This window comes from Amycolatopsis suaedae, assembly GCF_004214935.1.
Classification (GTDB): domain Bacteria; phylum Actinomycetota; class Actinomycetes; order Mycobacteriales; family Pseudonocardiaceae; genus Amycolatopsis; species Amycolatopsis suaedae.
This window is the reverse complement of sequence record NZ_SFCC01000003.1, coordinates 156,374-183,373: the sequence shown is the minus strand read 5'-3', so window position 1 is coordinate 183,373 and position 27,000 is coordinate 156,374. Positions and strand designations below refer to the sequence as shown.

The 27,000-nt window shown below is 71.8% G+C and carries 30 protein-coding genes; 16 read left to right on the top strand and 14 right to left on the bottom strand.

What is annotated here, in order from left to right:
- Window positions 1–15 precede the first annotated feature (15 nt).
- The 3 genes from EWH70_RS36110 to EWH70_RS06900 all read right to left on the bottom strand — a co-directional run bounded on the left by EWH70_RS36110 (window position 16) and on the right by EWH70_RS06900 (window position 3,912).
- Window positions 16–1,209, bottom strand: coding sequence for a GGDEF domain-containing protein (locus EWH70_RS36110; protein ID WP_240686843.1), 1,194 nt, complete (start codon window positions 1,207–1,209; stop codon window positions 16–18).
- 86 nt (window positions 1,210–1,295) lie between these two features.
- Window positions 1,296–2,585 (bottom strand): MFS transporter, encoded by a 1,290-nt coding sequence (locus EWH70_RS36105; RefSeq protein WP_240686842.1) that lies wholly within the window; start codon window positions 2,583–2,585, stop codon window positions 1,296–1,298.
- 661 nt (window positions 2,586–3,246) lie between these two features.
- Window positions 3,247–3,912 carry a helix-turn-helix transcriptional regulator gene (locus EWH70_RS06900; RefSeq protein WP_130474419.1) on the bottom strand — a complete coding sequence of 222 codons (666 nt, stop codon included), beginning with the start codon at window positions 3,910–3,912 and terminating at the stop codon, window positions 3,247–3,249.
- A 77-nt stretch (window positions 3,913–3,989) separates the two neighbouring features.
- On the opposite strand from EWH70_RS06900, the gene folE reads away from it, so the two are divergent.
- Window positions 3,990–4,610 carry a GTP cyclohydrolase I FolE gene (gene folE, locus EWH70_RS06895; RefSeq protein WP_130474418.1) on the top strand — a complete coding sequence of 207 codons (621 nt, stop codon included), beginning with the start codon at window positions 3,990–3,992 and terminating at the stop codon, window positions 4,608–4,610.
- Window positions 4,611–4,634: 24 nt separating this feature from the next.
- Window positions 4,635–5,822 (top strand): NAD(P)/FAD-dependent oxidoreductase, encoded by a 1,188-nt coding sequence (locus tag EWH70_RS06890; protein WP_130474417.1) that lies wholly within the window; start codon window positions 4,635–4,637, stop codon window positions 5,820–5,822.
- Here EWH70_RS06890 and EWH70_RS06885 read toward each other — a convergent pair whose 3' ends face one another.
- The 5 genes from EWH70_RS06885 to EWH70_RS06865 form a co-directional block, all read right to left on the bottom strand.
- Window positions 5,823–6,719 carry a CPBP family intramembrane glutamic endopeptidase gene (locus tag EWH70_RS06885; protein ID WP_165436185.1) on the bottom strand — a complete coding sequence of 299 codons (897 nt, stop codon included), beginning with the start codon at window positions 6,717–6,719 and terminating at the stop codon, window positions 5,823–5,825.
- A 97-nt stretch (window positions 6,720–6,816) separates the two neighbouring features.
- Window positions 6,817–7,464 carry a response regulator gene (locus tag EWH70_RS06880; protein WP_165436184.1) on the bottom strand — a complete coding sequence of 216 codons (648 nt, stop codon included), beginning with the start codon at window positions 7,462–7,464 and terminating at the stop codon, window positions 6,817–6,819.
- Entirely contained in the window at window positions 7,461–8,573 is a 1,113-nt protein-coding gene (locus EWH70_RS06875; RefSeq protein WP_205669053.1) for a sensor histidine kinase, read from the bottom strand. The genes EWH70_RS06880 and EWH70_RS06875 overlap by 4 nt, the downstream gene beginning before the upstream one ends.
- 25 nt (window positions 8,574–8,598) lie before the next feature.
- Window positions 8,599–9,213: a GreA/GreB family elongation factor gene (locus tag EWH70_RS06870; RefSeq protein ID WP_338078566.1), complete on the bottom strand. Its 615-nt coding sequence runs from the start codon at window positions 9,211–9,213 to the stop codon at window positions 8,599–8,601.
- Complete coding sequence (locus EWH70_RS06865; protein ID WP_130474414.1) at window positions 9,210–10,469, bottom strand: NAD(P)/FAD-dependent oxidoreductase; 1,260 nt, start codon at window positions 10,467–10,469, stop codon at window positions 9,210–9,212. The genes EWH70_RS06870 and EWH70_RS06865 overlap by 4 nt, the downstream gene beginning before the upstream one ends.
- A gap of 137 nt (window positions 10,470–10,606) precedes the next feature.
- Here EWH70_RS06865 and EWH70_RS06860 point away from each other — a divergent pair, with 137 nt between their 5' ends.
- Window positions 10,607–12,118 carry a PucR family transcriptional regulator gene (locus EWH70_RS06860; protein WP_130474413.1) on the top strand — a complete coding sequence of 504 codons (1,512 nt, stop codon included), beginning with the start codon at window positions 10,607–10,609 and terminating at the stop codon, window positions 12,116–12,118.
- On the opposite strand, the gene EWH70_RS06855 is transcribed toward EWH70_RS06860, so the two are convergent.
- Both EWH70_RS06855 and EWH70_RS06850 read right to left on the bottom strand, forming a co-directional pair.
- Window positions 12,115–13,305 (bottom strand): FAD-dependent monooxygenase, encoded by a 1,191-nt coding sequence (locus EWH70_RS06855; protein WP_130474412.1) that lies wholly within the window; start codon window positions 13,303–13,305, stop codon window positions 12,115–12,117. The two genes, EWH70_RS06860 and EWH70_RS06855, sit on opposite strands and share 4 nt — an antisense overlap.
- Before the next feature lie 2 nt (window positions 13,306–13,307).
- Window positions 13,308–14,735 (bottom strand): MFS transporter, encoded by a 1,428-nt coding sequence (locus EWH70_RS06850; protein ID WP_205669052.1) that lies wholly within the window; start codon window positions 14,733–14,735, stop codon window positions 13,308–13,310.
- Window positions 14,736–14,805: 70 nt separating this feature from the next.
- On the opposite strand from EWH70_RS06850, the gene EWH70_RS06845 reads away from it, so the two are divergent.
- A complete protein-coding gene (locus EWH70_RS06845; protein WP_130474411.1) occupies window positions 14,806–15,444 on the top strand; it encodes a TetR/AcrR family transcriptional regulator in 639 nt (212 codons plus the stop codon).
- On the opposite strand, the gene EWH70_RS06840 is transcribed toward EWH70_RS06845, so the two are convergent.
- Both EWH70_RS06840 and EWH70_RS36595 read right to left on the bottom strand, forming a co-directional pair.
- On the bottom strand, window positions 15,432–16,046 hold the full coding sequence (locus EWH70_RS06840; RefSeq protein ID WP_240686841.1) for a PadR family transcriptional regulator: 615 nt from the start codon (window positions 16,044–16,046) through the stop codon (window positions 15,432–15,434). The genes EWH70_RS06845 and EWH70_RS06840 overlap by 13 nt on opposite strands.
- A 52-nt stretch (window positions 16,047–16,098) precedes the next feature.
- Complete coding sequence (locus EWH70_RS36595) at window positions 16,099–17,883, bottom strand: PDR/VanB family oxidoreductase (RefSeq protein ID WP_338078565.1); 1,785 nt, start codon at window positions 17,881–17,883, stop codon at window positions 16,099–16,101.
- A 665-nt stretch (window positions 17,884–18,548) separates the two neighbouring features.
- Here EWH70_RS36595 and EWH70_RS06830 point away from each other — a divergent pair.
- The 5 genes from EWH70_RS06830 to EWH70_RS06815 are packed head-to-tail and all read left to right on the top strand — an operon-like array spanning window position 18,549 to window position 20,698.
- Window positions 18,549–19,013 (top strand): Asp23/Gls24 family envelope stress response protein, encoded by a 465-nt coding sequence (locus tag EWH70_RS06830; protein WP_130474410.1) that lies wholly within the window; start codon window positions 18,549–18,551, stop codon window positions 19,011–19,013.
- A 32-nt stretch (window positions 19,014–19,045) separates the two neighbouring features.
- Window positions 19,046–19,222, top strand: coding sequence for a hypothetical protein (locus EWH70_RS35410; protein ID WP_165436183.1), 177 nt, complete (start codon window positions 19,046–19,048; stop codon window positions 19,220–19,222).
- 5 nt (window positions 19,223–19,227) lie between these two features.
- The gene (locus EWH70_RS06825; RefSeq protein WP_130474409.1) at window positions 19,228–19,608 is read left to right on the top strand and encodes an Asp23/Gls24 family envelope stress response protein; all 381 of its coding nucleotides are present in this window, start codon (window positions 19,228–19,230) and stop codon (window positions 19,606–19,608) included.
- Window positions 19,605–20,129 (top strand): DUF6286 domain-containing protein, encoded by a 525-nt coding sequence (locus tag EWH70_RS06820; RefSeq protein ID WP_130474408.1) that lies wholly within the window; start codon window positions 19,605–19,607, stop codon window positions 20,127–20,129. The genes EWH70_RS06825 and EWH70_RS06820 overlap by 4 nt, the downstream gene beginning before the upstream one ends.
- Complete coding sequence (locus EWH70_RS06815) at window positions 20,126–20,698, top strand: Asp23/Gls24 family envelope stress response protein (RefSeq protein WP_130474407.1); 573 nt, start codon at window positions 20,126–20,128, stop codon at window positions 20,696–20,698. Before EWH70_RS06820 ends, EWH70_RS06815 begins: the two co-directional genes overlap by 4 nt.
- Here the strand turns inward: EWH70_RS06815 and EWH70_RS06810 are convergent.
- The gene (locus EWH70_RS06810) at window positions 20,667–21,608 is read right to left on the bottom strand and encodes a PLP-dependent cysteine synthase family protein (RefSeq protein WP_130474406.1); all 942 of its coding nucleotides are present in this window, start codon (window positions 21,606–21,608) and stop codon (window positions 20,667–20,669) included. The two genes, EWH70_RS06815 and EWH70_RS06810, sit on opposite strands and share 32 nt — an antisense overlap.
- 78 nt (window positions 21,609–21,686) lie before the next feature.
- Here EWH70_RS06810 and EWH70_RS06805 point away from each other — a divergent pair, with 78 nt between their 5' ends.
- Window positions 21,687–22,364 (top strand): winged helix-turn-helix transcriptional regulator, encoded by a 678-nt coding sequence (locus EWH70_RS06805; RefSeq protein WP_165436182.1) that lies wholly within the window; start codon window positions 21,687–21,689, stop codon window positions 22,362–22,364.
- Window positions 22,365–22,779: 415 nt separating this feature from the next.
- On the opposite strand, the gene EWH70_RS06800 is transcribed toward EWH70_RS06805, so the two are convergent.
- Window positions 22,780–23,190, bottom strand: a complete 411-nt coding sequence (locus EWH70_RS06800) for a RidA family protein (RefSeq protein WP_130474404.1) — start codon at window positions 23,188–23,190, stop codon at window positions 22,780–22,782.
- Window positions 23,191–23,266: 76 nt separating this feature from the next.
- On the opposite strand from EWH70_RS06800, the gene EWH70_RS06795 reads away from it, so the two are divergent.
- The 6 genes from EWH70_RS06795 (at window position 23,267) to EWH70_RS06770 (ending at window position 27,000) form a co-directional block, all read left to right on the top strand.
- A complete protein-coding gene (locus EWH70_RS06795; protein ID WP_130474403.1) occupies window positions 23,267–23,638 on the top strand; it encodes a winged helix-turn-helix transcriptional regulator in 372 nt (123 codons plus the stop codon).
- A gap of 33 nt (window positions 23,639–23,671) precedes the next feature.
- Window positions 23,672–23,878 carry a TetR family transcriptional regulator C-terminal domain-containing protein gene (locus EWH70_RS06790; RefSeq protein ID WP_420809037.1) on the top strand — a complete coding sequence of 69 codons (207 nt, stop codon included), beginning with the start codon at window positions 23,672–23,674 and terminating at the stop codon, window positions 23,876–23,878.
- Window positions 23,879–23,921: 43 nt separating this feature from the next.
- Entirely contained in the window at window positions 23,922–24,281 is a 360-nt protein-coding gene (locus tag EWH70_RS06785) for a DUF4865 family protein (protein ID WP_130474402.1), read from the top strand.
- Window positions 24,282–24,425: 144 nt separating this feature from the next.
- Window positions 24,426–24,962: a CDP-alcohol phosphatidyltransferase family protein gene (locus EWH70_RS06780; RefSeq protein WP_205669051.1), complete on the top strand. Its 537-nt coding sequence runs from the start codon at window positions 24,426–24,428 to the stop codon at window positions 24,960–24,962.
- Window positions 24,959–25,798 (top strand): phosphatidate cytidylyltransferase, encoded by an 840-nt coding sequence (locus EWH70_RS06775; protein ID WP_205669050.1) that lies wholly within the window; start codon window positions 24,959–24,961, stop codon window positions 25,796–25,798. Before EWH70_RS06780 ends, EWH70_RS06775 begins: the two co-directional genes overlap by 4 nt.
- The gene (locus tag EWH70_RS06770) at window positions 25,795–27,000 is read left to right on the top strand and encodes a lysophospholipid acyltransferase family protein (RefSeq protein WP_205669049.1); all 1,206 of its coding nucleotides are present in this window, start codon (window positions 25,795–25,797) and stop codon (window positions 26,998–27,000) included. The genes EWH70_RS06775 and EWH70_RS06770 overlap by 4 nt, the downstream gene beginning before the upstream one ends.

Sequence of the window (27,000 nt, the reverse complement as noted above, 5' to 3'; positions counted from 1 at the left end):
CGGCTCCGGCTCGGGTCAGCCGGCTGATCCGCCGGGACTACGCACGGTCCGGACCGTGTCGCGGCCGTCCGCCTTGGCGGCGAACAACGCGTTGTCCGCCGCACGAAGCAGCGCCTCGAGGTCGTCACCGGAGCCGGGGAAGCCGGCGACGCCGATGGAGACGGTCAGGCGAAGATCCGCGGTGGTCTCCTCCTCGACCCGCAGCGCCCGGACGGCGGCTCCGACACGGGCCGCGATGCGGGTGGCCGTGTCCACTGTGGTGTCCGGCAGCAGCACCACGAACTCCTCGCCACCGAAACGGCCGGTCAGGTCGGTGTCGCGGACCGTCTGCCGCAGCGCGTCGCCGACGACCCGCAGGACCTGATCCCCGACCAGGTGCCCGTAGTTGTCGTTGACCCGCTTGAACAGGTCGAGGTCGGCCATGAGCACCGCGACCGGCGTACCGCGGCGCCGCGCCCTGGACAGTTCCCGCTGCGCCAGCGCGTGCCAGGTGGTCGCGTTGAGCAGGCGGGTCTTGCTGTCGGTCGTCGCCGCCAGCTCCAGTTCCTGCACGGCGACGGCGCGGTGCAGCACCAGCAGCGGCAACATCAACGGCACCAGCAGCCACGGGTTGACCTGCGTCAGCACCGCGGTGACCGCGCCGAAGCACAACGTCCCCAGCAGCAGCCGGTTGTCGTCCCAGCTGCCGAGCAGCCGCACCCAGGAACGCGCGCCGTCGGACAGTCCGATCACGACGGCGACCAGCAGCGAGTTGACCGCCCAGTACGCCGTCACCGCCAGGCCGAGGGCGAGCACCTGTTCCAGCGAGCCCGCCCGCGCGTCGAACGGCACCAGCGCCGCCGCCGCACCGTGGGCCGACAGGATCATCACGCCGGTGTTGAACGCGGCCCGGTAGACCGTGATACCGGAGATCTCCCGCCAGGCCCGCCACCACAGGTGGCTGTAGAGCACGACCGCGGTGGCCGCTCCGAGCGCCGGGCTGGTCACGACGGTGACCGCCATGATCCAGACCGAGCTGAGGTTCACGTGGGGCGTGTCGGACAGCCTGCGGCGGACCCGCTCCAGCCGTAACGTCACCTCGGCCATCCCCAGCCCGACCGCCGTCAGCATCCCGGCCCGCGTAAGGTCACCCGGCGTAAAAGGCGTCGCGGCAAGGCTCACGACGCTCGTCAGCACCGCGAACACGTCGGTGAGCAGCACGAAAATCACGACATGACGCGGCAATGACCACAGCTTCCAGCTACCCAGCCATCGCCATGGTCGACGCTGTGTAGTCACGTCGTGATCCTCAGCACTCATAATGGCGCCCAGTCCGTCTGCTGGGAGGAGGTGCGCCCGATGTCCGGTAAGGAGTGGTGATCGTGTCGGCTGATGCCGGGCTCGCTCCCGGGACGGAGCCGGGAGCGAGCCCCCAGCCACCCAAGCACCAGCAGTAACGCCAGCGCTACGGCCAGAAGACCCGACGCCGCGACGGCGAGAAACGGCCCGACGGCCTCCGCCACCACGCCGCCGAGCAGCACCGCGACGCCCTGCGAGCAGTACAGGCAGCCCGCCATGCGGCCCATGACCCTGCCGTGGCGGTTCGCCGGCACCACGGCGGCGACCATGGTCTGGGTCTGCAGCAGGTACGCCGTCGACAGCACACCCGAGAGTGCCCACAGCACGGCGGACCACACCAGGCCGGGCTGGAACGCGCACACGGCGAGGACGGCACCGCCCGCGGCGGCGATCAGCCCGGCGCGCACCGGCGTCGGCGCCGCCCGCGACCGGCTGCTCAGCCACGCCCCCAGCGCGCTGCCCGCCGGCTCGGCCGCCAGCAGCACGCCCACCCCGACGGCGGCGTAGCCGAGCTGGCCCGCGTAGGGGGCGGCGAGCCCTTCCGGGACCACGTACAGGCCGATCAGGCAGACCAGACCGTAGAGCACCGCCAGCCTCGGGCCCGCCGGCCCGGACCGGTCCGCCCGTTCCCGGGGCTCGTCCTCCGCCGGAACGGGCCGGGGCCGTACCCAGACCATGACCACCACGACGCTGACGGCGAACGTGGCGGCGTTGAGCAGCATGCCGACATGCGGGTCCAGCAGTGCCAGCAGCAGACCGCCGCCGGCGAACCCGGCCAGGTTCGCCGCCTGCGAGGTGAACTGCCGCAGCGCCAGCCCCGCCGGGTACACCTCGGGGCCGAGCAACTGCGGCAGCATCGCCATGTGCGCGGCCCGGTAGGGCCCGGCCGCCAGGCTCAGTACGGCCACGCAGCCCCACAACACCGGCAACGGCATGCCCGGCACGGCCATGGCGGCAGCCAGCCCGGCCCGCAGGACGTCGATCACGACCAGGACGCGACGGCGCGGGAAGCGGTCGGCGATCCCGGAGAGCAGGAAGCCGCCCAGTACGGAGGGGACGAACGTCAGCCCGTAGGTCAGGGCCGTCAGCGCCGCCGAGGCGGTCTGCGCGTACACCAGCAGCGACAGCGCCACGCGGGCGACCTGATCCCCGGCCACCGAGACCAGCTCGGCGGCCCACAACGCGCGAAACTCACCGACGCGCAGCGGCGCTATGAACCCGATCCTGCGATGCCCAACGTCGACCATGCCTCCCCGCAATCGTCGCCGTTCCACCCGGCATGACGCCGAGTATCCGGACAGATACGGTAGGTCCGCGAACTTCCCGAGTCCCAGCCTTCGCGGAGGCCTTCACCCGAAGGTACCAGCCGATCACGCTCAGCGACGTCTAAAGCACGTGAAGGCCACCTTCACCACGTGAGACGTCAGGGTCCTGGCAAAGTCCGGTGGCGGCCAGGCGAGGTGGCTGGTCTCGAGCGTGGAACTCGTGTACCGGAACGTAGAACTCGCGTGCCGGAATGCAGAACTCGCGTGCGTGAGCGCAGAACTCACCATGTGGACGCCGGTTCTCACGTGGTGCCGGTTGCCCGCGTGAACGGGCAGTTCGCGCGAGTCTTCCGTTCCCGACCCGCGAGTCGACCGTTCCGGACCCGCGAGTTGCACGTTCCCGCCCACCTGATCCCACTGCCCGGCACGCCATTTCCAGATAGCGAGACCAGCCTGTCATCGGCTGGCCGAACGGACCGTTCGCGCGACCGCGCCGGGCCGGAGCACGAGTTTCGCGTTCCTGAACACGTCTCGGCTTCCGGAACGCGAATGACGCGCTCCGGACCACCCGACATTGCCGGACCCTGACGTGGTGAAGGTGGCCTTCACGTGCTTTGACGGACACCGGAGCCACGCCGGGAAACTACGGCGCCGGGTCCAGCCGGACGCAGCAGTGACCGGGGGTGGGCGCCAGGCGCGCCTGCATCGCGGTGTCCGCGAGACCGTCCAGCAGGCCCTGCAGCAGGCACAGGTTCATCCCGCAGACGAGCTCCGTGTGCCGCTGGGCCAGGCTGTGGAACGGGCAGTTGGCGAGCACGAACCCGGCCCCGTCGGGGCGGGGCTCGAACCCGTTGGCCTCCAGTACGGCCCGCGGGTCGCCACCGGGGCCGGATGCCCTGCCCAGCTCGGCACCCATATCGCGGGCATGCCGCTCCAGCACCGCCCTCGGCGGCTCACCGGACGTCTCCGCCTCGGCCACGGCACCGGCGAGCAGGCGCCCGGCCAGCTCGTACCGGCGGTCGGGCAGGGACACCGCGATCTGGCCGGCCGCGCGGTGGTACAGCTTGGCCGGACGGCCCGCGCCGGGGCCGCTGCGCCCGGTTCGGCGCTCGTACACGACGTCGAGAAGCCCGCCCTCGACCAGCCGCTCCAGGTGGAACGCGGCGGTGGTGCGGGGAACCCCGGCCGCGTCGGCGGCCTCGTCGCGGCTCACCGGGTCCGGCTGGCGCACGACGAACTCGTACAGCCGGCGCCGGGTCGGCTCGTCGAGCGCGGCGACCGCCGAGACCTGCGAGTCCCAGGAATCCATTCTAAAAACCACTCCCGTTGACGAAAGCCGGGCGAGTCTTCTAATGTTAGCACGCATTGTTTTTAGAAGGAGGGCCGATGACCGCCGAGGCAACCGCCGCTCCCCTGCTGACGGTCGTACCCGGGCGGGACGGAGTGGATCTCGCTGCCGCCCAGCGCGCGGTGGCCGACCTGCTGGTCGCACTGGGCCGCGACCCGGAGTCGGCGCACCTGGCCGACACGCCCCGCCGGGTGGCCCACGCCTACGCCGAGCTGCTCACCCCACGCGAGTTCAACCTGACCACGTTCCCGAACGACGAGGGGTACGACGAACTGGTGCTCGCGCGGTCGATTCCGGTGCAGTCGCTGTGCGAGCACCATCTGCTGCCGTTCCAGGGCGTCGCCCACGTGGCGTACCTGCCGGGCGAGCGGATCCTCGGCCTGTCGAAGCTGGCCCGAGTCGTCGAACTGTTCGCCAGGGACCTGCAGGTGCAGGAACGGCTCACCAAACAGGTGGCCGACTGGCTCTGGCAGCACCTCGCGCCGAAGGGGGTCGGTGTGGTGGTGGAGGCGGAGCATCTGTGCATGTCGCTGCGCGGAGTCCGGGCCGCCGGTTCGCGCACGGTCACCTCGGCCCTTCTCGGGACCCTGCGCGCGGACGCGCGATCACGGCAGGAGTTCTTCACACTGACCGGTGTCGGCGGCACACACCGGAGCTGAACGGTTTCCTCGGAGGGAGCGGGCATGGGCACGGAACAGACGTTCGTCATCGTCGGCGCGGGACTGGCCGGTGCGAAGGCGGCACAGACACTGCGCGAGGAAGGCTTCACCGGGCAGGTGATCCTGTGTGGCGAGGAGGCCGAACGTCCCTACGAACGGCCGCCGCTGTCGAAGGGTTACCTGCAGGGCACCGAGGAACGCGCGAAGATCTTCGTGCACGACGAGGGGTGGTACGCGGACAACTCCGTCGACCTGCGGGTCTCGGCCGCGGTGACCGGCCTGGACCTGGCGGCGCACCAGATCGAGCTGGACGGTGGCGAACGCGTCGGCTACGACAAGCTGCTGCTGGCCCCCGGTGCGTCGCCGCGCCCGCTGCGGGTACCCGGCGCCGACCTCGACGGCGTGTACCTGCTGCGCAAGGTCGGCGACGCCGACCGGCTCGGCGAGGCACTGCGCGCGGGCGGCCGGGTCACCGTCGTCGGGGCGGGCTGGATCGGGCTGGAGACCGCGGCCGCCGCCCGCGGCCACGGCTGCGCGGTGACGGTCGTCGAGCCGCAACCGGCACCCCTGTACGTCGCGCTGGGCCAGGAGATGGGCGAGTTCTTCGCCGCGGCGCACCGGGCGCAGGGCGTCGAGCTACGGCTCGGCAGCGGTGTCACCGAGATCCACGGCGAGGGCGGCAAGGTGAGCGCGGTCGTCCTTGACGACGGCACCCGGCTGCCGTCCGACACCGTCATCGTCGGTGTGGGCGCGGCCCCGAACACGGCACTGGCCGAGCGTGCCGGGCTCGCGGTCGACGACGGCATCCTGGTCGACGAGTCACTGCGGACCGCCGACCCCGACGTCTACGCGGCCGGTGACGTCGCCTCCGCGCGGCATCCCCGCTACGGACGGCACCTGCGGGTCGAGCACTGGTCCAACGCGCTGCACAGCGGCCCGGCCGCGGCGAGGGCGATGCTCGGCCAGGACGTGACCTACGACCGGATCCCGTACTTCTTCACCGACCAGTACGACATCGGCATGGAGTTCCTCGGCTGGTTCCCGCCCGGCGGCTACGACCGGGTGGTCACCCGCGGAGACGTGGAAGGCCAGGCTTTCCACGCGTTCTGGCTGGCCGGTGACCGGGTCGTGGCCGGGATGCACGTCAACCGCTGGGACGAGGGCATCGCGCCGGTCGAGGAACTGATCCGCAGCGGGAAACCGCTGGACTGATCACTTCCACCGGTACCGGCCGGTGAGTGCCAGCGCCCCGATGACGATCGCCATCGCGATCCAGCTGGGCCAGCTGCCCGGCAGCGAGGTGTGGACGTTGGCGTTGGCGGGATCGGTCGCGGTGCCGATGACGGCCGGGATGGGATTGGCCAGCAGGTTGGACGACCCGTGCAGGGCCACCGCCGGCCACAGGCTTCCCGACTCCATGCGGATCCACGCCATCAGGCAGCCGAGCAGGACACTGCCGACGGTGAACAACAGCGTGCCGAGCAGGCCGGGCAGGTTCGGGTACAGGTAGCCCTGCAGCGTGAGCGGGGCGTGGAACAGGCCCCAGATCAGGCCGCTGAGGAGAACGCCGGGCCACACACCCAGCGGCAGCAGCCGCGGCAGGAGGTATCCCCAGCCCCACTCCTCACCGAACATGAGCACCAGCAGGGGCAGGAACGTCAGCAGGTTCGCCGTCAGCTCGGCGGCCAGTGCGTCGAACGGGAACGGCCTGCCGGGTTCGTACACCCCGGCGACGACGCCGATCCCGAGCGTCAGCGCGAGCAGCAGCAGCGGGAGCGCGAGCCCGATCGCCAGGTAGGCGACGTGCCGCCGCCACGGCGTGGCCGGGATGAGCCCGGTACTGGCGAGCCAGCGGCGGGGTGTGCGGATGTCGCCGGTGATGACCGCGGTCAGGACCAGCCCGGCGGCCGGGGTGAACATCCCGACGCCGCCGAACAGCAGCGCGTCGGATTCGTCGTCGAACTCGCCGAACGCCGCCCAGGCGAGGGCCACGGCGGTGATCCCGAGGAAGGTGATCCCCACGAACAGCGCCAGCTCACGCCAGGGCACGGTGGCGGGGACGGCCTCCCGGTACTCGGGTACGGCGTCGGGTGTCAGGGACTTCGGCAACGTGATGACCTTTCGCGGAACGAATCGGGCGAGCGCCATGCTCGCCGCCGCCCGCTCCGGCAGGCATCTGCCGATCGGCAGAGAAGGCCCGGATTCGTTACGCCGTCAGGCCGTTGTCCCTCGCCCACAGCGCGATGCCCACCCGGTTGCGGACCCGCAGCTTCCGCTGGACGCTGGCGACGTGCGTCTTGGCGGTACCCGCCGAGATGAACAGCGCGGCGCCGATCTCGGCGTTGGTCAGGCCCTGGGCCACCAGCCGGGTGATGTCGAGTTCCCGTTCGGTGAGCGGTTCGGCCATCGCGTGCTCGGGAACCGGCGGAGCCGCCGCGAGGTGGCGCAGCAGCCGCACCGTCACCGACGGGCTGATCAGCGCCTCACCCGAGGTGGCCGCGCGCACGGCTTCGACCAGCAGCGCGGGCCCGGACCGCTTGAGCAGGAAGCCGCAGGCACCGTTGCGCAGTGCCGAGTACACATAGGAGTCGAGGTCGAACGTGGTGATGACGACGACCTGGATGGGCTCGCGGACATCGGGCCCCGCCAGTGCCCTGGTGACCTCGAGGCCGTCAAGTGCGGGCATGCGGATGTCCGCCAGCACTACGTCCGGCCGCAGCCTGCGCGCGAGGTCCACGGCGCTGCGGCCGTCGGCCGCCTCGGCGACGACCTCGATGTCGCGCTGGGCGTCCAGGATCACCCGGAGGTTGCGGCGCACGCGCTCCTGGTCGTCCGCGACCAGCACACGGATCACGAGGGTACCGCCGCGGGCGACATCGGCAGGGTCACCCGCACCCGCCAGCCACCCGCCCGTCCGGCCGGGCCGGCGTCGAGCGTTCCCCCGACCGTCCTGACCCGCTCGGCGAGCCCGACCAGCCCGAGCCCGCCACGCCGGCCGGACCGGCCGCCGGTGGCGCCGGTGCCGTCGTCGGTCACGACGACCTCGAGGCCGTCGCCTGCCGTACCGACCCGGACGTCGACGGCGGTCACCCCGCCGGCGTGACGGCGCACGTTGGTCAGCGCCTCCACGACGACCCGGTACGCCACCGCGCCCGACTCGCGGGAGACGGCTTCGGCCAGCCCGGGCTCGACGTGCAGGCGGACCGCGACCTCGTCACCGGAACCGAACCGGCCGACCAGCTCGGCCAGATCGGCCAGCCCGCCTGCCGGGGCACCGGGGTCCGGTTCCTCGCCGTGCAGCGTCCGCACGGTGTGGTCCATGGAAGTCAGTGCCGACAGGCCGACCTGCTCGATGTGCTTGAGCGCGGCCATCGCGCGTTCCGGGGAGACCTGCGCGGCCTGCGCCTCCAGGACGATGCCGGTGAGGTCGTGTCCCACGAAGTCGTGCAGGTCGCGGGCGAAGGCCAGCCGCTGGGCGCGGCGCGTCTCGACGACGGCGGCCATCCGCTTGCGGTCCAGCGAGCGAAGGTACCCACCCGCCACAGCGGCGGTGCTCGCGGCGACGGACCCGAGCAGGCACAGCACGACGACCTCCAGGGCGTCGGGCGGCACCGGGGAGTCGACGCAGGCCCGCAACGGCAGCGCGGTCAGCGCCAGTCCGGCCAGTCCGGCGGCCGGTCCCGCCCGCCGGACCGCTGTCACCAGCAACGCCATCAGGGCCAGTGTCTCCAGCAGCAGGCAGAGCCCGGCGACGTTGCGCAACGGTGGCGACGACGCGAAGGGCAGCACGGCCGTCGCAGCGGCGGACACCACCGCCGCGACGGTGGACGCGAGCACGGCCGACCTGCCCCGCCACAGCACGCAGGCCACCGCGACGGCGGCGGACAGGGTGATCAGCACACTGACGTCGGTCACCAGGGGCAGCAGCACACCGACCGCGAGAATCACGACAGAGCTTGCCACGCCCCAACACTAACGAGCCGGCGCCTCACCCGGCCGCGTGCCGGCCGTAGGGCACCGCGCGCACGAGCCGCACCCGCACGCTGGCCCCGCTGGGCACCGGATAGGTGCGGGTCTCCCCCTCGCGTGCGCCGGTTAGCGCGCGGCCGAGCGGCGAGTCGGGTGAGTACACCTCCATGCCGTCGGCGACCACGCCCTCGCGCACGCCGAGCAGGAACGTCTCGGTCTGGTCCTCGCCGTCGAAGCGGACGGTCAGCACCATGCCCGGTTCGGCCACACCGTCGTCCGGCGGGGCCTGCCCCACGACGGCGCGGTGCAGCAGGTCCTCCAGCTCGCGGACCCGCGCCTTGCGCCGTCGCTGGTCCAGAACAGCGTCGTCCTCGTCGCCGCTGGTCGCGCCGGCCCGCAGCGCGCCGAGTTCGTCGCGCAGGCGCGCGTACGCCTCCTCGGTCAGCCACACAGTGTCCACAGTGGTTCCTTGTTCGGTCGGCCCGACGGCACCGCGCCGTCGGAGCAGCGTCGCGTTCGCGTCGTCGGCGAAGCCGGCCGCGACCCGCAGCAGGATGTCTCGTTCGGTGCGCAGCAACGCGTTCTCCGCCCGGAGGAAGTCCAGCTCGGAGTCCTTTGTGGAGTCCACGGTCACCGGACCGGATCGAACGGCCGCAGGGCCTCCGGCCGCTTGCCGGTGACGATGTGCTCGGCCAGCAGCCGTCCGGTCGCCGGCCCCTGGGTGAAGCCCCACATGCCGTGCCCGCCCGCGACGAACACATTCGGCTCCTCCGTCGCGCCGATCAACGCGAGCCCGTCACCGCTGACCGGCCGCGGGCCGACCCAGGTGTCGGTGCGGTCGGCCCAGCGGACACCGCCGAAGAACGGCGTGGCCGACCGGATGATCGCCCGCACCCGCCGCTCGTCGAGCGGATCGTCGGGACCGCGGAACTCCATGGTCCCGGCGACCCGCATCCCGTCGCGGTGCGGCGTGCACGCGACCCGGATGTCCGGCAGGTAGACGGGCTGCGGCACCGGCTCGGCGGTGGGAACGGTGAACGAGTAGCCGCGCCCGGCCCGCACCGGGACTCGAACGCCGAACCGCCGGGCGAGCCTGCCGATCCAGGCTCCGGTGGCGAGGACGGCGACGTTGGCCGAGAGGCTGCCCTCGGCACGGGATTCGAGGGTGACCGCGTGCGGGTGCGCACGGACCGCCCGGACGTCGAAGCCCATCCGGATGGTGCCGCCCCGCGCACGCACCGAGTCGGCCAGCGCGCCGGTCAGGCGTGCCGGGTCGGCGTAACGCTGGCCGCTCAGCCGCACCCCCGCTCCGGCACGGGCGGACAGCTGCGGCAGCTGCGCGCGGAGTTCACCGGCCGGCAGGCCCGTGTAGTCCACGGCGGCTCCGGCCGCGGTGAACCGCCGCAGCTCGGCCAGCAGCCCCGCGGCGTGCCCGGCCGACTCGAACACCGCGGTGATCGGCGCGTCGACCATGCCGGTCGCCACGCCACCGCGGGTCAGGGCGTCGAACGCGTCGAGGGATTCGTCGTTGAGCGCCAGGTTGGCGGTGACCACCCGGCGCCAGGCCGGCCAGGTGCAGTGGGCGGCGAAGCGCAACAGGAACGACCACAGTGCCGGGTCGGCGGCCGGCGGCACGTGCAGCGGGGCGTCCCGCCTGACCAGCGAGGCGACCGCCGTGCGCGCCACCCCCGGCTCGTTGAGCGGGATGGCGAGCCCCGGCGAGAGCCAGCCGGCGTTTCCCCAGGAGGCTCCAGCGGCGACGCCGGTGCGGTCCACGACGGTGACCCGCACCCCGTGTTCCTGCAGGAACCACGCCGTCGACAGGCCGACGATCCCGGCGCCGACGACAATGGCGGTGCGTGGGCCGGTACCCCCTGCGACCTCGTTCATCGGCGGCCTCCCTGAGCTGACGTTCGCCGGATTCATCCCGAGCATCGCCCACCCGCGGCCACCACCACGTGTCCGGACAGCACAATATGCGGGATGCTGGTTGTAGAAACTCGACAGTGCCCGGGGGCAGGTGACGCATGGTCAAGCTGGACCGGTTGATCACGATCCTGGGCACCTACGGCGCCCGGCTGGTCGGCTCCACCGCCGACCGGACCACCGAGCTGCACAGCGTCGCGCTGCACGACCCGGTACGGCCGGGCACGCCGGTCGGCGACGTCTTCCTCGCCGTCGGCGTGCCCACGCTGGCCGACGCGCTCCGGCTCGCCCAGGAGGCGCAGGCCGCTCTGCTGATCGTGCGGACCACCGAGATCCCGGAGCCCGAGCTGCCGCGTGCGGCCGGTGTCGCCCTGCTGGTCGTCGAGCCGAGCGTGTCCTGGAGCCAGGTGGCGGGCGTGGTGTACGGGCTGGTGCTCGAAGGCCGCGAGACCGAAGCCGGCCGCGGCCCGGCCGACCTGTCGGCCCTTGCCGACACGATCGCCGCGGCCGTGGGCGGCCCGGTCACCATCGAGGACCAGCTGTCCAGGGTGATGGCCTACTCGACCCAGCAGCACGAGGTCGACCCGGCCCGGCAGGACACCATCCTGGGCAGGCGGGTGCCGGACGCGGTGCGGACGCTGTTCGAGCGGCAGGGCGTGTTCACCCACCTCGCCCGCTCCGACGAGCCGCTGTACGTCCCCGCGTCACCCGAACACGGCCTGCACGGCCGGTCGGTGGCCGCGGTCCGCGCGGGCCGGGAATTGCTCGGGTCGCTGTGGGTGTCCTGCACCGCACCGCTGGACGAGGACAAGGCCCGCATCCTGACCGACGGCGCGCGGACGGTCGCACTGCACCTGCTGCGCTGGCGGGTCAGCGCGGACCTGGAACGGCAGGTGGAGTCCGAACTGGTCATCCAGCTGCTCGAAGGCGACCCGGACGCGACCGCCGTCGCCGGGAAGCTGGGCCTGCCCACGTCCGGGTTGCGGGTCGTCGCGCTGCAGGCACACACCGACGCCGAACGCAACGCCGGCCTGCTGCTCGCCTTCGAACGCGCCACCACCGGGTTCGGCTGGTCGCGGGTGGGCCGCAGCACGCTGTTCGGCAACACCGTCTACACCGTGCTACCCGCCGGGCCCGCGGCGGACTGGCTGCGCCGCCTCGTCACCAGCCTGCCCGGGCACCTGCGGATCGTGGCAGGCATCTCCGCCGAGTGCGACGTCGCGGACCTGCCCGCGGGCCGCCGGGAGTCCGACGAATGCCTGGCACTACACGAAAGTCACGGCAGCACCGATGCCGTGTGCTACGACGAGTCCTGGCACCGGGTGCTGCTGCAGCGGCTACGGTCCGCAGCCGCGACCGGGCGTATCCCCGCCCGCGGCCCGGTGGCCCGCTTGGCCGAGCACGACGCCGCGCACGGCACCGGATACGTCCCGACACTGCGCGCCTGGCTGGAGGCCCAGGGCGACCCGGCGGCGGCAGCGGCGACCCTGCGGGTCCACCAGAACACCATCCGCAACCGCCTGCGCCGGATCTCCGCGGCCGTGCCCGGCCTCGATCTCGCCGACCCGGAGCAGCGCCTGGCGATGCTGATCGCGATGGCGGTGCTCGGCTAACCGACGGCGTACTCGGGCAGGTCGAGTGCCGTGTGGGAGGGCCGTCCGGTCTCCGGCGGCAGCGCGGTCAGCCCGCGCAGCCTGTCGTTGCGCCGGTCCAGGGCGTCGGCCGTGGTCGGGAACAGTGCCGCGTCACCCTTGCCGACCTGCGCCTGGTTCAGCTCGACGAAGCCGCGGATCTGCCGCTCGTACGCGGCGAACGCCGAACCGTGGTCGCGGTGCGTGCCCAGCGCTCCGGCGAGCGCGTACGCGCCGACGAGCGCGAGGCTGGTGCCCTGTCCGGTCAAAAAGGACGGTGCGTAGGCGGCGTCGCCGGTGAGGGCGACCCGCCCGCTCGACCACCGGGGTAGCCGGATCTGGCTGGTGGTGTCGAAGAACAGGTCGTCCGCCCGCCGCATGGCGGCGACCATGGCGGGGATTTCCCAGCCGTGGCCCGCGAACGTGGCGGCGACGAGGTCGCGTTGCGCCTCGGGATCGCGGTAGGCGTGGTACGGCGGCTCGGCGCGGGCGAACACGAGGAACCCGTGCACGTACGGGCTGTCCCGCACCGCGTACAGTGCGGCGCCCTTGCCCGGGCTGTTCCACACCACTCCCTCGTGGGAGAGCCCGGACTCGTTGGGCATGGTGAACCCGGCGAAGCAGTAGCCGAGGTAGTGATGGAACGACTGCTCGGGGCCGAACGCCAGCTCCCGCACCCGGGAGTGCAGTCCGTCAGCGCCGACCACCAGGTCGAAGGTGCGCTCGGCGCCGCCCGCGAACGTGACGTCCACCCCGTGCTCGTGCTCGTCGAGGACGTCGACGGAGTCGCCGAAGAGGAACTCGGCGTCGCCGGAGACGGCACCGTGCAGTGCCCTGGTCAGCTCGCCGCGGGGCACCTCGGCGTCCCTGCCCTCCACCCCGCCGACGATCGCCTGCGGGTGGACCGAAGCCACCTGCCCGCCTTCGGCGTCCACAAAGGTCAGTCGCCGGGAGCGGATGTGGGCCTCCCGCAACCACGGCAGCAGGCCCATCCGGCCGGCCACCTCCAGCGCGGTGCCCCGCACGTCGATCGGGTATCCGCCGTCGCGCGGCCCGCCTGCCTTCTCCACCACCGTCACCGCGAACCCGTGGCGGCGCAGCCAGTACGCCACCGCGAGACCCGCGATGCTCGCGCCGGAGACCAGGACCGTGCCTCTCGGTTCGTTCATGTTCACTCCTTCACTCGACTCATCCGACGACTGAGGACGACGGCGAGCACGGCCGCGGCGGCAAACGCGCAGCAGGCGATCGTCACGTAGCTGTACACACCCGTCGCGGAATTCACCGTGTCGCCACCGATCGCCACGGAGGTGGACTTGAGCACCGCCGCCCCCACGAAGTTGAGCACCACGGATCCGGTGGCCACCATGACCATGACCAGGCTCGACACGAGGCCCTGCCGCTCGGGCGGCGCCAGGCTGGCCGCCATGTTGAAGCCCGACGTCCCGAGCGCGCCCACCGTGAAACCCAGTACCAGCGCGAAGAAGATCGCGGCCGGGTAGGCGGTGGCGCCGGCGAACATCCCCAGCGTTCCCGCCACGCCGAGCAGCACCGCACCGGCCAGCGTCGCCGCCGGCCCGACACGCGCCGCGAGCGCACCGGCCAGCGGCCCGCCGAGCATCACCCCGACACCGGGCGCGGCGAGCAGCAGCGCGACCGAGCCCTGCCCGGCGAGACCGTAACCGAGGCCCTGCTCCGCGCCGACGTCCGCGACGAGCGGGAACAGCTGGAGCATGCTCTGGTAGGAGCCGGTGGCGAGGACGACCACGAGGAGGGTGAGCGCCAGCGGCCCGCCGAGGTCACGCAGGTCGATCAGCGGTTCGGGTTTCCGCCTCGACACCAGCAGCCACCGCAGCAGCGCGGCGGCCCCGCAGGCGAGCAGGACCAGCGGAACCGGGGCGAACCAGCCGAACTCCGATCCCAGGCTGACGTAGCTGAGCACCCCGGCCAGCCCGCCGCCCAGCAACAGCGCGCCGCCGACGTCGATCCTGCCGGGCGTGGTGACCCGGGACTCCGGGACGACGGCACGCACGCAGATCGCCATCGTCGCCGCGATGACCGCCGACCCGGCGAACAGGATCTGGAAACCGAACCGCTCGGCCAGTCCCTCGAGTGCGAAGCGGGAGCCGATGTTGAGCACGGCGGAGCCGGAGGTGACGATGCCGACGACGACCATCGCCAGGCGGGGCGCGCAGACGTCCCGGACGATCGCGACGGCGAGGAACATGGCGGCCACGGCCGCGCCCTGCAACAGGCGGCCGGGCACGAACATCCAGATGCTGGGTGCGACAGCGCAGAGCAGGGCTCCGGCGCCGCTGATGGCCAGTGTCCACAGCAGCACCCTGCGTTTGCCGTAGACGTCCGCGCACTTGCCCAGCAGCGGCGCCCACATCACCCCGGCGAGCATGGCGCTGGCGTTGAGCCACGCGGCCTGGTCGGTGTCGAAGTGGTCGAGCATTTCCGGCAGGACGATCAGCGGGGCGGTGATGGCCGAGTCGACCATGAAGTTCACCAGCACGAGGACCGTCACCACCCCGAGCAGTCGTCCGTTCCACCTGGTGTACGGGCCGGTGCGGGCACGGACCTCGGTCACTGACATGCGGGCTCCCCAACTCAGTTGACTACACTGCACAGTGTAGTGTTCGACTGCTGAGAATAGGATGAGAAACATGGCCCCCCGGAGAGCGACCGTCCCGACGCCTGGCCGGCGACCCCAGTTCGAGGCCAAGCAGGCCGCCATCCTCGCCGCGGCAGAGGAGTTGTTCGTCGCCGACGGGTACGCGCTGGCCGGTGTCGACGCCATCGCGGCACGGGCGGGTGTCTCCAAACGCACCGTCTACGACCACTTCGGCGACAAGCAGACCCTGTTCCAGGCGGTGCTCAGCCGGGCGAACGAGCGGGTCGTGGCGACCGTGCGCACGGCGGTGGAAGAGGAACTCGTGGACGGGCGGGATCTGCGGGACGCGTTGTTCGCCTTCGCCCAGCGGGTGGCGACGACGATGTTCCCCTCGTCGGACTACGCGACGTTCCGGCGGCTGAGCTCGCAGGCACCCGCGGCGCCGCGCCTGCCCGAGGGGCAACGCGACGAACCCGAGCGGATTCTCGCCGACCGGCTGGCGACGTTCGCGGCGGACGGCAGGCTACGCATCCGCGACCCGTACCGGGCGATGCAGCACTTCATCGCGCTGACCATGCGGCTGGCGCTGGACACCGTCAACGAGGCCCCGTCCGGGATGGTCGACAGGCCGGAGCTGGACGCGCTCATCGGCGACGGAGTCGACGTGTTCCTGCGTGCCTACCGCGCCTGACGGTCCTGGTGGAGCTGACGCCAGAACCGGCCGAAGTCCGGGTCGCCCGCCAGGATGCGCTCGCGGAACCGGTCGAGGAAACGTCGTTCCGCGTCGATGAGTTCGAGGCGGTAGTCGTGCTCGATGAGGAACAGGCCGTCGACGTCGGCGGAATCCGTGGCCTCGCGCACGAAGGTCCGCAGCTGTTCGGCGCGTTCGGTGAGGGCGTCGTGGCGCTGCCGCAGCAGTTCGGCCACCTCGTCGGGCGGCAGCACGATGATCAGCGCGAGTGCCGCCTCGAACTGGGGATACTCCTTGACCGGCACCGAAACCAGCTCGCGCATGCGCTCGCGTAGTTCGGCGCGCCCGGCGTCGGTGAGACGGTAGACGGTGCGTTCGGGCCGCTGCCCGTCGCGGACCGTCTCCTGGGCCTCGATGCTGCCGTCCCGGTGGAGTTGCTCGACGACCATGTACAGCGAGGCGTGCCGGTACCTGATGCTGTTGTTCTTGTCGCGCTGCTTGAGCAGCTTGCCGAGTTCGTAGGGGTGCATCGGCCGTTCCATCAGGTAGGCGAGCACGGCCAGCGCGAGCGGGTTGCCTGCCGCGCGTCGCCTACCTGACACCGATCACTCCTCCGGTTCGAGGGCCGTCCGGGCCTCAGTCAAGCATGCCGGGTCAGGCGTCGAGCACGATGCGGTCGCCCCGGACGCGTGAGACACACGGGTAGATGACGTCGGTGCGGTCCCGTTCGTGGGCCTGCAGGACGTCGTCGCGGTGGTCCGGGGTGCCGGCCAGCACCCTGGTCACACAGCTGCCGCAGATGCCGTCCTCACACGACAGGTCCACGGTGGGGTCGACGTCCTGGATGGCCGCGAGCAGCGTGCGGTCGGCCGGCACGTGGACGGTCACGCCGCTTTGCCGCAGTTCGGCGTCGAACGCGGTGCTGGGCCCGGCATCCGCCCGGCCGCTGGCCGCGAACCGTTCGGTGTGCAGCGTGCCCGCCGGGCAGTGCTCCTCGACGGCCCGCAGCAGGCTTTCCGGGCCGCAGCAGTACACCGCGACCCCGTCGGGGCAGCCACGCAGCACGGCGGCCAGATCCGGGCGGGCGTGGGTGTCGGCTGGCAGCAGCGTCACCCGGCCCGGGTACTGGCGGGCGAGGGCGTCGGTGAACGGCATGGTGGACAACGACTTGCCCCGGTAGATCAGCCGCCAGTCGGCGCCCGCGCGGTTCAGCTCGTGGATCATCGGCAGGAACGGGGTGATCCCGATGCCACCGGCGAGGAACAGGTAGGCGGGCGCCTGGACGAGCGGGAAGTTGTTGCGTGGCCCGCGGATTCCGATCTCCGCGCCGGGGCGCAGCCGGTGGATCTCGGCCGAGCCGCCCCGCCCGTCCGGCTCCCGCAGGACCGCGACGCGGTAGCAGCCGGCGTCGGCCGGGTCGCCGTACAGGGAGTACTGGCGTACCCGCCCCGACGGCAGCACCAGGTCGACGTGCGCGCCGGGTGCCCAGCGCGGGAGCGCCTGCCCGCCGGTGGCACGCAGGGTCAGGGCGACCGTCCCGTCGGCGACGGTCCGGACGTCGGCCACCCGGACACGCAGGCCGGGCTGCCGCTTGCGGCGACCGCGTGGGGTCCGGCCGCCGGGCTTGTACAACGAGAGCAGCAACGCCCCAACCAGGCTGAGCACCGAGCTGCCGAAGCCCCAGAACACCACGTCGGCGGTCCCGGTAAGCTGCGCGGCGGTGCCGCCGGTGGCGACCAGCCGGGCGGCCTGCTCGCCCGCGTCCTCCAGTGCGTCGTGCAGGAAGCCGAACGCCATGACCAGGATGCCGACGGCGATGGCCAGCTTGGCGGCCACCCAGTAGTACCGGACCAGGCCCCACTTCGTGGTGATGCCCAGTGCGATGCCGGTCAGGCAGGCGGCGAAGTTCGCCCACGGCAGCAGGGTGATGTCGAAGACGGCCATCAGCTCGTAGGACACCCGCGTGACGTGGATGTCGGTGCCGGTCATCGCGACCAGGCCCATCGCGGCGATCACCACCGCGATCCCCACCCAGGCCGCCGAGCTGACCACGTGCGCGGCGACCAGCGCCTTCCTCGGCCCGGCACGCAGCTGGCCCGCGAGCAGCGCCAGTGCGGGAACGACCAGCCAGGTGCCGAACATCGCCACCAGATCGCCGATGACGAACGCCTGCACCACGGTCAGCACCAGCAGCAGCCAGCCCAGCCCCAGCACCACTGCACGCCGGGTGGCCGGGCGCGTGGTCACCAGCACGGCCAGCGCCCCGGCCAGGCCGGCGATCGCGTACCAGGCGGGCCGGTGCAACGCCGGGAAGCTCGGCGGGATCACCGCGGGCAGCTGCGCCATGAGCAGCGCGACCGCCGCGAAGACGGACAACAGGACACGAGCGGCACGCGACACCCGCACCGGCGGGGACGTCGTACTGGTCGGTACGGGCATGACGGACTCCGATAGTCAGGATCGTTTAGTCAGGATCGACTATTCGAGTGTCGCGGCACCACCGGCTCCCGCCCATCAGGGATGACCCCGACCTGCCCCTGGTTCACCCCCGGGATGCCGTGAAGGGGGCCCTCACGGCATCTGTTGCCAGGGCCCCGGCAAAGTCGGGCCCTGTGCGTTCGAACGCAGAACTCGCGGGCCGGAACGCAGAACTCGCGTGCGTGAGCGCAGAACTCATGATGTGGACGCCGGTTCTCACCTGGTGCCGGTCACCCGCGTGAGCGGCCCGTTCGCGCGCGTTGTCCCGTCCCAAGCACGTGAAGGCCACCTTCACCACGTCAGACGTAATGAAGGGGGCCTTCACCACCCTGGCCAGACCCACCGACGGGACACACCCGCCACATCGGCACCAGCAGGCACAACCACCCCAACCGCCACCACGAACGAGACAACACCCCGGGCACGGCCAACCCGACTTTGCCGTGGCCGTGATGCCGTGAAGGGGGCCTTCACGGCGTCTCATGCCGTGAAGGCCCCCTTCACGGCACACAGTGACGTGGTTCACAGAGCGTGCCCGTGAGCTTTCCGGCGGGCGCGTGTCTATCCGGTGTGGACGGTGGCGCTCCCGCCGCCGTTCTTCCCGCACCGACACCAAGGAGCGTCCGATGACCAAGCCGTCCCCCGCCAAGACCGACAACACCTCCACCTCCAACGAGGTGGCCACCACCGGCGCGCTGGCGAGCAACCAGGGCGTCACCACGATCGCCGACACCGTCGTGCAGAAGATCTCCGGCCTGGCGACCAGGGAGATCCCGGGCGTCCACGACCTGGGCAGCGGCGCGGCGCGGACCTTCGGCGCGATCCGCGAGCGGATCCCCGGCGCGTCGGCCAGCGCGGGCCGGGGCGTTTCCGTTGAGGTCGGCGAGAAGCAGGCTGCCGTCGACCTGCAGATCCTGGTCGAGTACGGCGCGTCGATCGCCGACGTGGCCCGCTCCATCCGGCGCCACGTGATCAGCACCGTCGAGCAGATGACCGGCCTCGAGGTCGTCGAGGTCAACATCAACGTCAGCGACGTCCACATTCCCAACGGGGACGAGGACGCCGAGGGCGACACCAGCCGCGTGCAGTGACCACCACCCGCCCGACGTCAAGGAGTTCGGCCATGAAAGCCACCCATCTCGGACTGCTGACCGGCCTCGCACTGGGCCTGGCCGCCGCCTTCGGCGGCTTCGGCGCCTTCCTCGCCGTGCTCGTGCTGGGCACCCTCGGCCTGCTGGTCGGCAGGCACCTCGACGGCAAGCTCGACCTGTCCCAGCTCATCGGCCGCGACCGGGGCTGATCGCCATGACCACGACACTTCTCGAACCGGCGGCCGACCGTGGCGTCACCACGGTCGGCGACCGGGTGGTCGAACACATCGCGGCGCGGGCGGTCACCGAGGTCGACGGCGTGGGCGGTGCCGCCGGCCGCGTGCTCGGCCTCGGCCCGCGCGGTGACGCGGCCGACCGCGCCGCCAAGGTGACCGCGAAGGTCGGCGGCGGCATGGTGTCGCTGACCGTCCGGCTGTCCGTCGGCTACCCGGCCTCGGTCGCGCGGACCACCGAGGACGCCCGCGGCCACCTGCGGCGCCGCGTCGCCGAACTCACCGGGCTCACGGTGTCGCATGTGGACATCGTGGTGACCGAGCTGCACAACGAGTCCGGACCACGCAGGAGGGTGCTGTGAAACGCCGGCCGCGCCGCCGCGTCCCGTCGACGCTCACCGCGCTGGCGTTGCTGGCAGCGTGCGTCGTCGTCGCCGCGGTGGCCATCCAGCTCATCCTCGGCCAGCCGCAGTGGATCGACTACGACAGGGTCGCCACCACGCTGCACGGCCTGCGGTGGAACGACCCGCTCACCGCTGTCGCGGGCGGCCTGCTCGCGCTGCTCGGCCTGGTCCTGCTGCTGGCCGCCGTCCTGCCCGGCAGGCTCATCGTCATCCCGCTCGACGGCGACCCCGACTCCGGAGCATCCCGCCGCGGCTACCGCAACACCCTGCGGGCGGCCGCAGCCGTCGACGGGGTCAGCGCGCTGAAGCTGCGGGTGCGCCGCCGCCGGATCAAGGCCGTCGTGCGCACCAACCGCGGCACCACCGCCGGTCTCGACGAGGCGGTGCGGGCCGGCCTCGAACGCAGGCTGGACCAGATCCGCCCGAGCACCCGCCCGGCACTCACCGTCAACGTTCGTTCGACGAGGAAACCATCATGAGCGGTCTCAACCGCCCGGCCCGGCTGAACCGGGCCCTGCTCAGCCTGTTCGGACTCATCCTGCTCGCCGCGGGCGGCTTCGCCGCCGCCACCTACTTCGGCGTGCTCACCGTGGTCAACCCGGCCAGCCCGCTCGTCCCCGGGACCGCGCGGCCGCCGGGCTGGGTGCTCTACCTGACCGCCGCCGTCGCCATCGTCGCCGGCCTGCTCCTGCTGCGCTGGTCGCTGGCCCAGCTCGCCGGTAAGCCCAAGACCCGGACCTGGCACATCGAGAACGACCCGGCGAAAGGCCGGACCGAACTCGCGGCGAGCACGGCCGTCGAGCCGTTCGTCGCCGAGGTCTCGGCCTACCCCGGCGTCCACACCGCACAGGCAACCCTCACCGGCGACCGCGACGCCCCGACCCTGGTCCTGGTCATCACCACCACGCAGGACGGCGACCTGGCCACCATCCGGGACCACCTCACCACCGAGGGACTCCCCCGGCTGCGTGGCGCACTGGACCTGGACACGCTGCCCGTGCGGACGGAGTTCCGCTTCACGACCCGCCCCGAGGCACGCGCGGTCTGAGGTACTTCATGCCGGTGTCACACAGCACGGTCACGACGGTCGAGTCCGGCCCCAGCCGATGCGCCAGCCGGAGGGCGGCGATCACGTTGACACCGGTGGACGTCCCCGCGAACAGCCCTTCCTCCCTGGCCAGTCGCTCGACCATGGCCACGGCCTCCTCGGTGGAGACCCGATCGACCAGGTCGGCGACACCCGGCCGCCACAGTGGCACCACGAAACCGGCGCCGATCCCGTCGATCCGGTGCGCGCCGGTCCGGCCGCCGGACAGGACGGGCGACTCCGCGGGTTCCACCGCGACGATCTCGATCCCGTCGCGGTGACCCCGGAGCGCGGCGGCGACGCCGGTGACGCACCCCGCCGTGCCGACGCTCTGCACGAAGCCGTCGATCCGCCCGCCGGTCTGCCGCCAGATCTCCTCGCCCATCGCCCGGTAGCCCGCCAGCTGGTCGCTGTTGTTCAGCTGGTCGGTCCAGACACCACCGGTCCGCGTCGTGATGTCCCGGGCGGCCTCGATCATGTCCCGCGTCAGCTTCTCGGTCATCCGCCCGGCGTCGCTGGGCACGATGTGCAGGGTGGCGCCGAGATACCGCATGTGGTCGAGCTTGTCCGGGGCGAAGGCATCCGACGTCACGACATGCAGCCGGTAGCCCTTCACCGCACAGACCAGTGCCAGCGACACACCGGTGCTGCCACCGGTGTACTCGACGACGGAACCACCCGCTTCGAGCCTGCCGTCGGCCTCCGCGGCCTGGATCATGGCGAGGGCCATCCGGTCCTTCATGCTGCCGGTCGGGTTGCCGCTCTCCAGCTTCAGCAGGACCCGCGCGCCGTTGTCCGGCACGACGTTGCGTAAGGCCACCATCGGGGTGTTGCCGATGCCGGCGAGGATGTCCGGGAGCAGCTCGTTCATGTTGTCCACCCGGTGATGCTCTGCCCGGCACCGATGCTTCATCCAGTTCAGAAGTTGAACCACGCCTACCATCGACTCGTGAACGGATACGGTCAGTTCTGCGCGGTCGCGCGGGCACTCCAGGTGCTCGGCGAGCGCTGGACCCTTCTTGTCGTGCGGGAACTCCTGCTCGGTGCCGCCACCTTCACCGACATCCGCCACGGCATCCCCCGCATTCCCCGCGCGACTCTGTCCTCGCGCCTGCGCGGCCTGCGGGCCGCCGGAATCGTCGAGACCGTCGACGGCGAGTACCGGCTCACCGAGTCCGGCGCCGCCCTCTACCCGGTGGTGCGGGAACTGGCCGGCTGGGCCACCGTCGCCGACCGCGCGGCCCTGTCCGAGGACGACCTGGACACCGCGGCACTGACCTGGGACATCCGGCGCCGCGTCAACACCGCGGCCGTGCCGGACCGCACCACCGTGCTCGCGATCGAGTTCACCGACCGCGCGGCGAGCGATCGCAACTTCTGGCTGCACCTGTCCCGCACGAGCGTCAACCTCTGCCGCGACGACACCGGGGCACCCGTCGACCTGTGGCTGAGCGCGCCCACCATGGACGTGACCCGCTGGTGGCTCGGCGAACTCTCCTGGGCGCAACTGATGCGCAGGCCAGGCGTGCACCTGCACGGCGACCGCGCCCTGCAACGCCAGATCCGTCACTGGTTCCAGGGCTACGTCTTCGCACCCGGCGCACCCGGCCCGGCGGAGAGCGGCTGACCGTGACGCAGCAACGCCCGGTTTCGACGTGATCGCGACGCTGTTCGTCGTTCCGGCCCACGGCGCTTCGGTGGTCGAGGACGTTCGCATCGATCAGGTGATCGTCGAGGAATCAGATGCCGCGTACAACCTGCACATCTCCGTTCTCAGCAAGCTGGCACGCGAAGAGCTGGTCCGCGGGATCACGCTCGTTGTGACCCACGGACCAACCCCGGCGCCCAGACCCGCGCCCGGGGTCCCCCGCTGGCCACGACACCCGGGGCGGCCGAACCGGTCGCCGGCACGGTCCCGATCGTGCTGCCGACCACGTCCGAGACCGGCGCGACCATGGAGGTACGGCTGTCGGTCGGAAACTCCGAGGTGTCCCGGCGCTTTCCCTAGTGTCCTGCTGCTCGCCCGCCGCAGGCGCGCGGCGTCACCCGACGACGGCTGTCGCCTCCAGCTCCACGAGCACGTCCGGCTCGAAGAGGCTCTCGACGCCGATCAGTGACGCCGGCGGCGTCGGCTGCGGCAGCCCGACCTCCTCGGCGACTTCGGCCACCCCTGCCAGGAACTCGGTGATCTTCTCCGGTGCCCACTTCGTGACGTAGAACGTCAGCCGCACCACGTCACCGAACCCGGCCCCGGCACCGTGCAGGCCGACCGCGGTGTTGCGCAGCACCTGGGCGACCTGCCCGGCGAGGTCGCCAGGGGCGACCGGCGTGCCGTCGGCGAGCCGCGCGACCTGGCCGCTGACATGCACCTGCCGGTTGCCGGTGGCAACGGCGACGTGGTGGTAGGGCGTGGGCTGCAGCATGCCTTCGGGAGTGAAACGACGAACGGCCACGAAGCTCTCCTCACAACTCGGTAGGTATCGCATTGATACCTGGTAGCCTCAGGGAACTTCAACGAAACCAGGTGTCATGACGGAAACCACCCCCGGCGCGGAGGGCGAGCTGACGATCAGCGCGCCCCACCGCGAACTGCTCGACCAGGTACTCGACAAGTGGTCCCTGCAGGTCCTCAACGCACTGTGCGAACGGCCGCACCGCTTCAACGACCTACGCCGCGAAATCCCCGTGGTGACACAGAAATCGCTCACCGCCACACTGCGCAGACTGGAGCGCAACGGCATCGTCGAGCGATTGGTCACCGCCACCCGCCCGGTCGCCGTCGAGTACCGGATCACACCGCTTGGCAAGACGCTGCGGCACCCCGTCGACGTACTTCTGGAGTGGGCCCGCGCGCACCTGCCCGCGATCGAGGCGGCCCGGGAGAAGTTCGACAGTACGTAGGCCGAACAGCAGTTCCGCACGCCGGGAACCGCGGTGGACCGCCTCGCCGCGATCCTGACCGAGGGCCGCGAGCGCGGCGAACTGGAGGCCACGCTGGACCCGGGCACGACCGCGGCGACGGTCGTCGCGGTCCTGCAGGGCGGCTACGTCCTGGCCCGCGCCGCCGGCTCCGTCGAGCCGTTCGACCAGGCCGTCACCGGGGTGCTCGCCCTGCTGGCCGCCCACACTCCGCGCGGCTAGCGGGCGACACCCGAGCCACACCCCGACCAAGGACGGCATTCCCGTGTACGCCAAGCAGTACGAGATCACCCTGCCGGCCGACTACGACATGGCGATAATCCGCGAGCGGGTGGCTCGTGCGGCACTGGACGGGTGTCGCCTGCCACGCCGGGCCCGCCCGCGGCACAACGCCCACGGCGGCCTGACAACGCTGATCGAGCGGGAAGCCCAGCAACTACGCCGGCTGGCCACCCAGGACGGCGTGCACACCGCCGCCCTGGCCGTCGACCCGCACCACTGGCACCTGCTGCGGTTCGTCCTGTGGGCAGATTCGCCCGCCGGGGACGAGTACGCGACCGAGCACTACGAAGTGCTCCACCTGTCCTCCCCCGGTCTCCGCAATGGACCGTCTACTGTGGACTGACAACCCGCGGGTAACCAGCACACTCAGCGCCCGCCAGGAAGTTCTAGTCATCCCCTTAGTGCGTTACCCGGACCATTGCTTGGCATGGAGGGTCTGTACGCGCTGAAACCCTGGTTTGCCGCACGGTTGACCGCGGTGGAACGCGTGCTGGTTCGTCGCGCTGTCTCGCCGAACCTGATCAGCGTGGTGGGGGTGGTCTGCGCCGGCGGTGCCGGGCTCGCGCTCGCCTTCACCCCGGCACCGGTAGCCGCGATTCCCGTGACACTCTTGCTGATCGCCCGCCTCGCGTGTGCCAATCTCGACGGCACGGTGGCACGGGAGACTCAGCGGAGCACCCGGTTCGGGGCCGTGCTCAACGAAGCCGGCGATCGTGCCGCGGACCTCCTCGTGCTCGCCGGCCTGTTGCCGCACGTCCCGTTGCCCCTCGTCGCCGGGGCCGCGTTGGCCAGTTCCGTGCCGTCCTGGATCGCGCTGTCCGGCGCCGCCGCCGGGGCACCCCGGATCAACGGCGGGCCGATGGGCAAGACCGAACGGTGTCTCGTGGCGGTGCTCGCCGCGGCGACCGGGTGGTACAGCACCGCGGCGGTCGTCGTGCTGGCCGGTTCGTTGCTCACGGGTGCGTTGCGCCTGAGCCGGATCGCCGTGCACTGCGGCCGGGAGCCTTCGGTGGACCAGCCGTGACGCCCTGGCGCGACCCCGTCATCATGCGTGCCGGGCTCGTCATGATCGTGATGCTCGTGGTAGGCGGTGCCCTGGTGCTCGCCTTCGGCGGCCCGGAACTTCGCCGGCGCTGGCGCACCTGGCTGATCGCCGCGATCCTCGTCTGCGTCGCCGTGTCGTTCGGCACGCCTGGTTCCGCCGTGCTGGCCGTCGGCCTGGGGATTGCCGGCTCGGTCGAATACGCGCGGCTCGTCGGGCTGCGTCCGATCGACTGCGCGGCGCTGGTGCTGGCCAGCGTCACCCTGCCATTGTTCGCCTGGCTGCGCCCGGAAGGGCTCACCCTTTCCGCTGCCGCGCTGCTGCTTGTGCTTGCCGTACTGCCGCCGTTGTTCTCGCAGGACGGCAAAGACGGGGCCGCACGGGCGGCCCGGACCGCGTTCGGCCTGCTGTGGCTACCCGTCGCCCTAACCGGCTTCGTCCTGCTCGGAACCACCGTGATCACGATCTGCGTGGCCGTCGCGTTCGCCGACATCGGCGGCTGGTGCGGAGGCAAAGCGCTGGGCCGCAAGGGATTGCTCGCCCGTCCGCTGTCCCCGCTGTCCCCGGCGAAGACCTGGGCGGGCGTGCTCGGCTCGGCCGTTTTCGCTGCCGTCGCACTCGTGGCGACGGGCGGGTTCACGGTGCTGCTCTGGCTCGCCGTGGTCAGCGGGTGCGTGGTCGGCGACCTGCTGGAGTCCATGGTCAAACGCGGCGCCGGGGTCAAGGACACCGGCCGCTGGGTGCCCGGTTTCGGCGGTCTGCTCGACCGCATCGATTCTCTGCTTTTCACACTGATTCTGGTTGGGGTGAGGGGATGAACAGCAGGGCGATGGTCGAGCCCGTCGTGCTGACGGGCAGGCCCGCGACGGGCGCGATCGCGGCGGCATGGCTGCGTAGATGGCTCTGGCGGGTCGTCTTCTTCCTTCTCGGTGGGGTCTCGGTGTCCGGCAAGCTGCCCACGGGCGGGTGCGTGGTGGTCGCGAACCACGTTTCCCACGCGGACTCGGTGGCGTTGATCACCGCGATACGCGCCCACCACGCACCCCGCTTCGCGGCCGCCCGGGACTACTGGTTCCACAGCCGGTTGCGCAGGTTCGCGTGCTCGGTGCTCGTCTCGACCTTTCCCGTCCACCGCAGCCACAAGGGCTACGGCGAACTGGACGGGGTCGGCGTGGAGCTGCTCAGGAAGGGGCACGCGGTCGTCGTGTTCCCCGAGGGCAGCCGGAACCAGGACGCGACGCGGTTCCGCCGTGGCGCGTTCGCCCTCGCCGAGGCCGCGGGGACACCGGTCGTGCCGGTGGCGGTGTGCGGCACCGACGAGCTCCTGCCCAAGGGCGGATGGTTGCGGCCGCGCCCGGTCGGCGTCCGGATCGGCGCACCGCTGGAGAACCCCAGCGCCGAACGGGCCCGCGCCGCCGTGGCCGAGCTGGCCGAGGGGTACGAGTGGCGAGACAGCCGCACCCGGCGCCGCGTTGCCCGGTTCGCCGCTTCCCGCTGGGGCCTGCTGTTCGTGGCGCTGTGGGCGGCGGCCGAGGCGGTCAGCTGGCCACTGCTGTCCGAACTGCTGCTGGGCGTGCTGTGCGCGGCCGCGCCGCGGGTGGCACCCAGGCTCATCGCGACGACCGTACTGGCCGGTGTGGCAGGCGGAGTGCTGATGCTGCTGCTCTACACCTCACCGGGAGCCGCGGTCCCCCAGCCACTGACCACGGCCAGGATGCACGCGACCGCGGCCGAGCAGATTTCCCGGGAAGGCGCGGACGCGGTGTGGAACCAGCCACCGAGCGGCATTCCCTACAAGGTCTACTCGGCCGAGGCGGGGAAGGCCGGGGTACCGGCGGCGGAGTGGGCGTGGAACTCACTACAGGCCCGCGGCTTGCGGGTGGTGTGTGTCGTCGGCGCGGTGCTGGCGCTGATCGGCCTGGTGGCCCAGCGGCTGCGGCGGTTCTTCGTGCCCTACGTGCTCGTGCTGTGCGCCGCGGTCGCGGCGGCCCTGTACGTCCTCGTCGGGATGTGGAGCTGA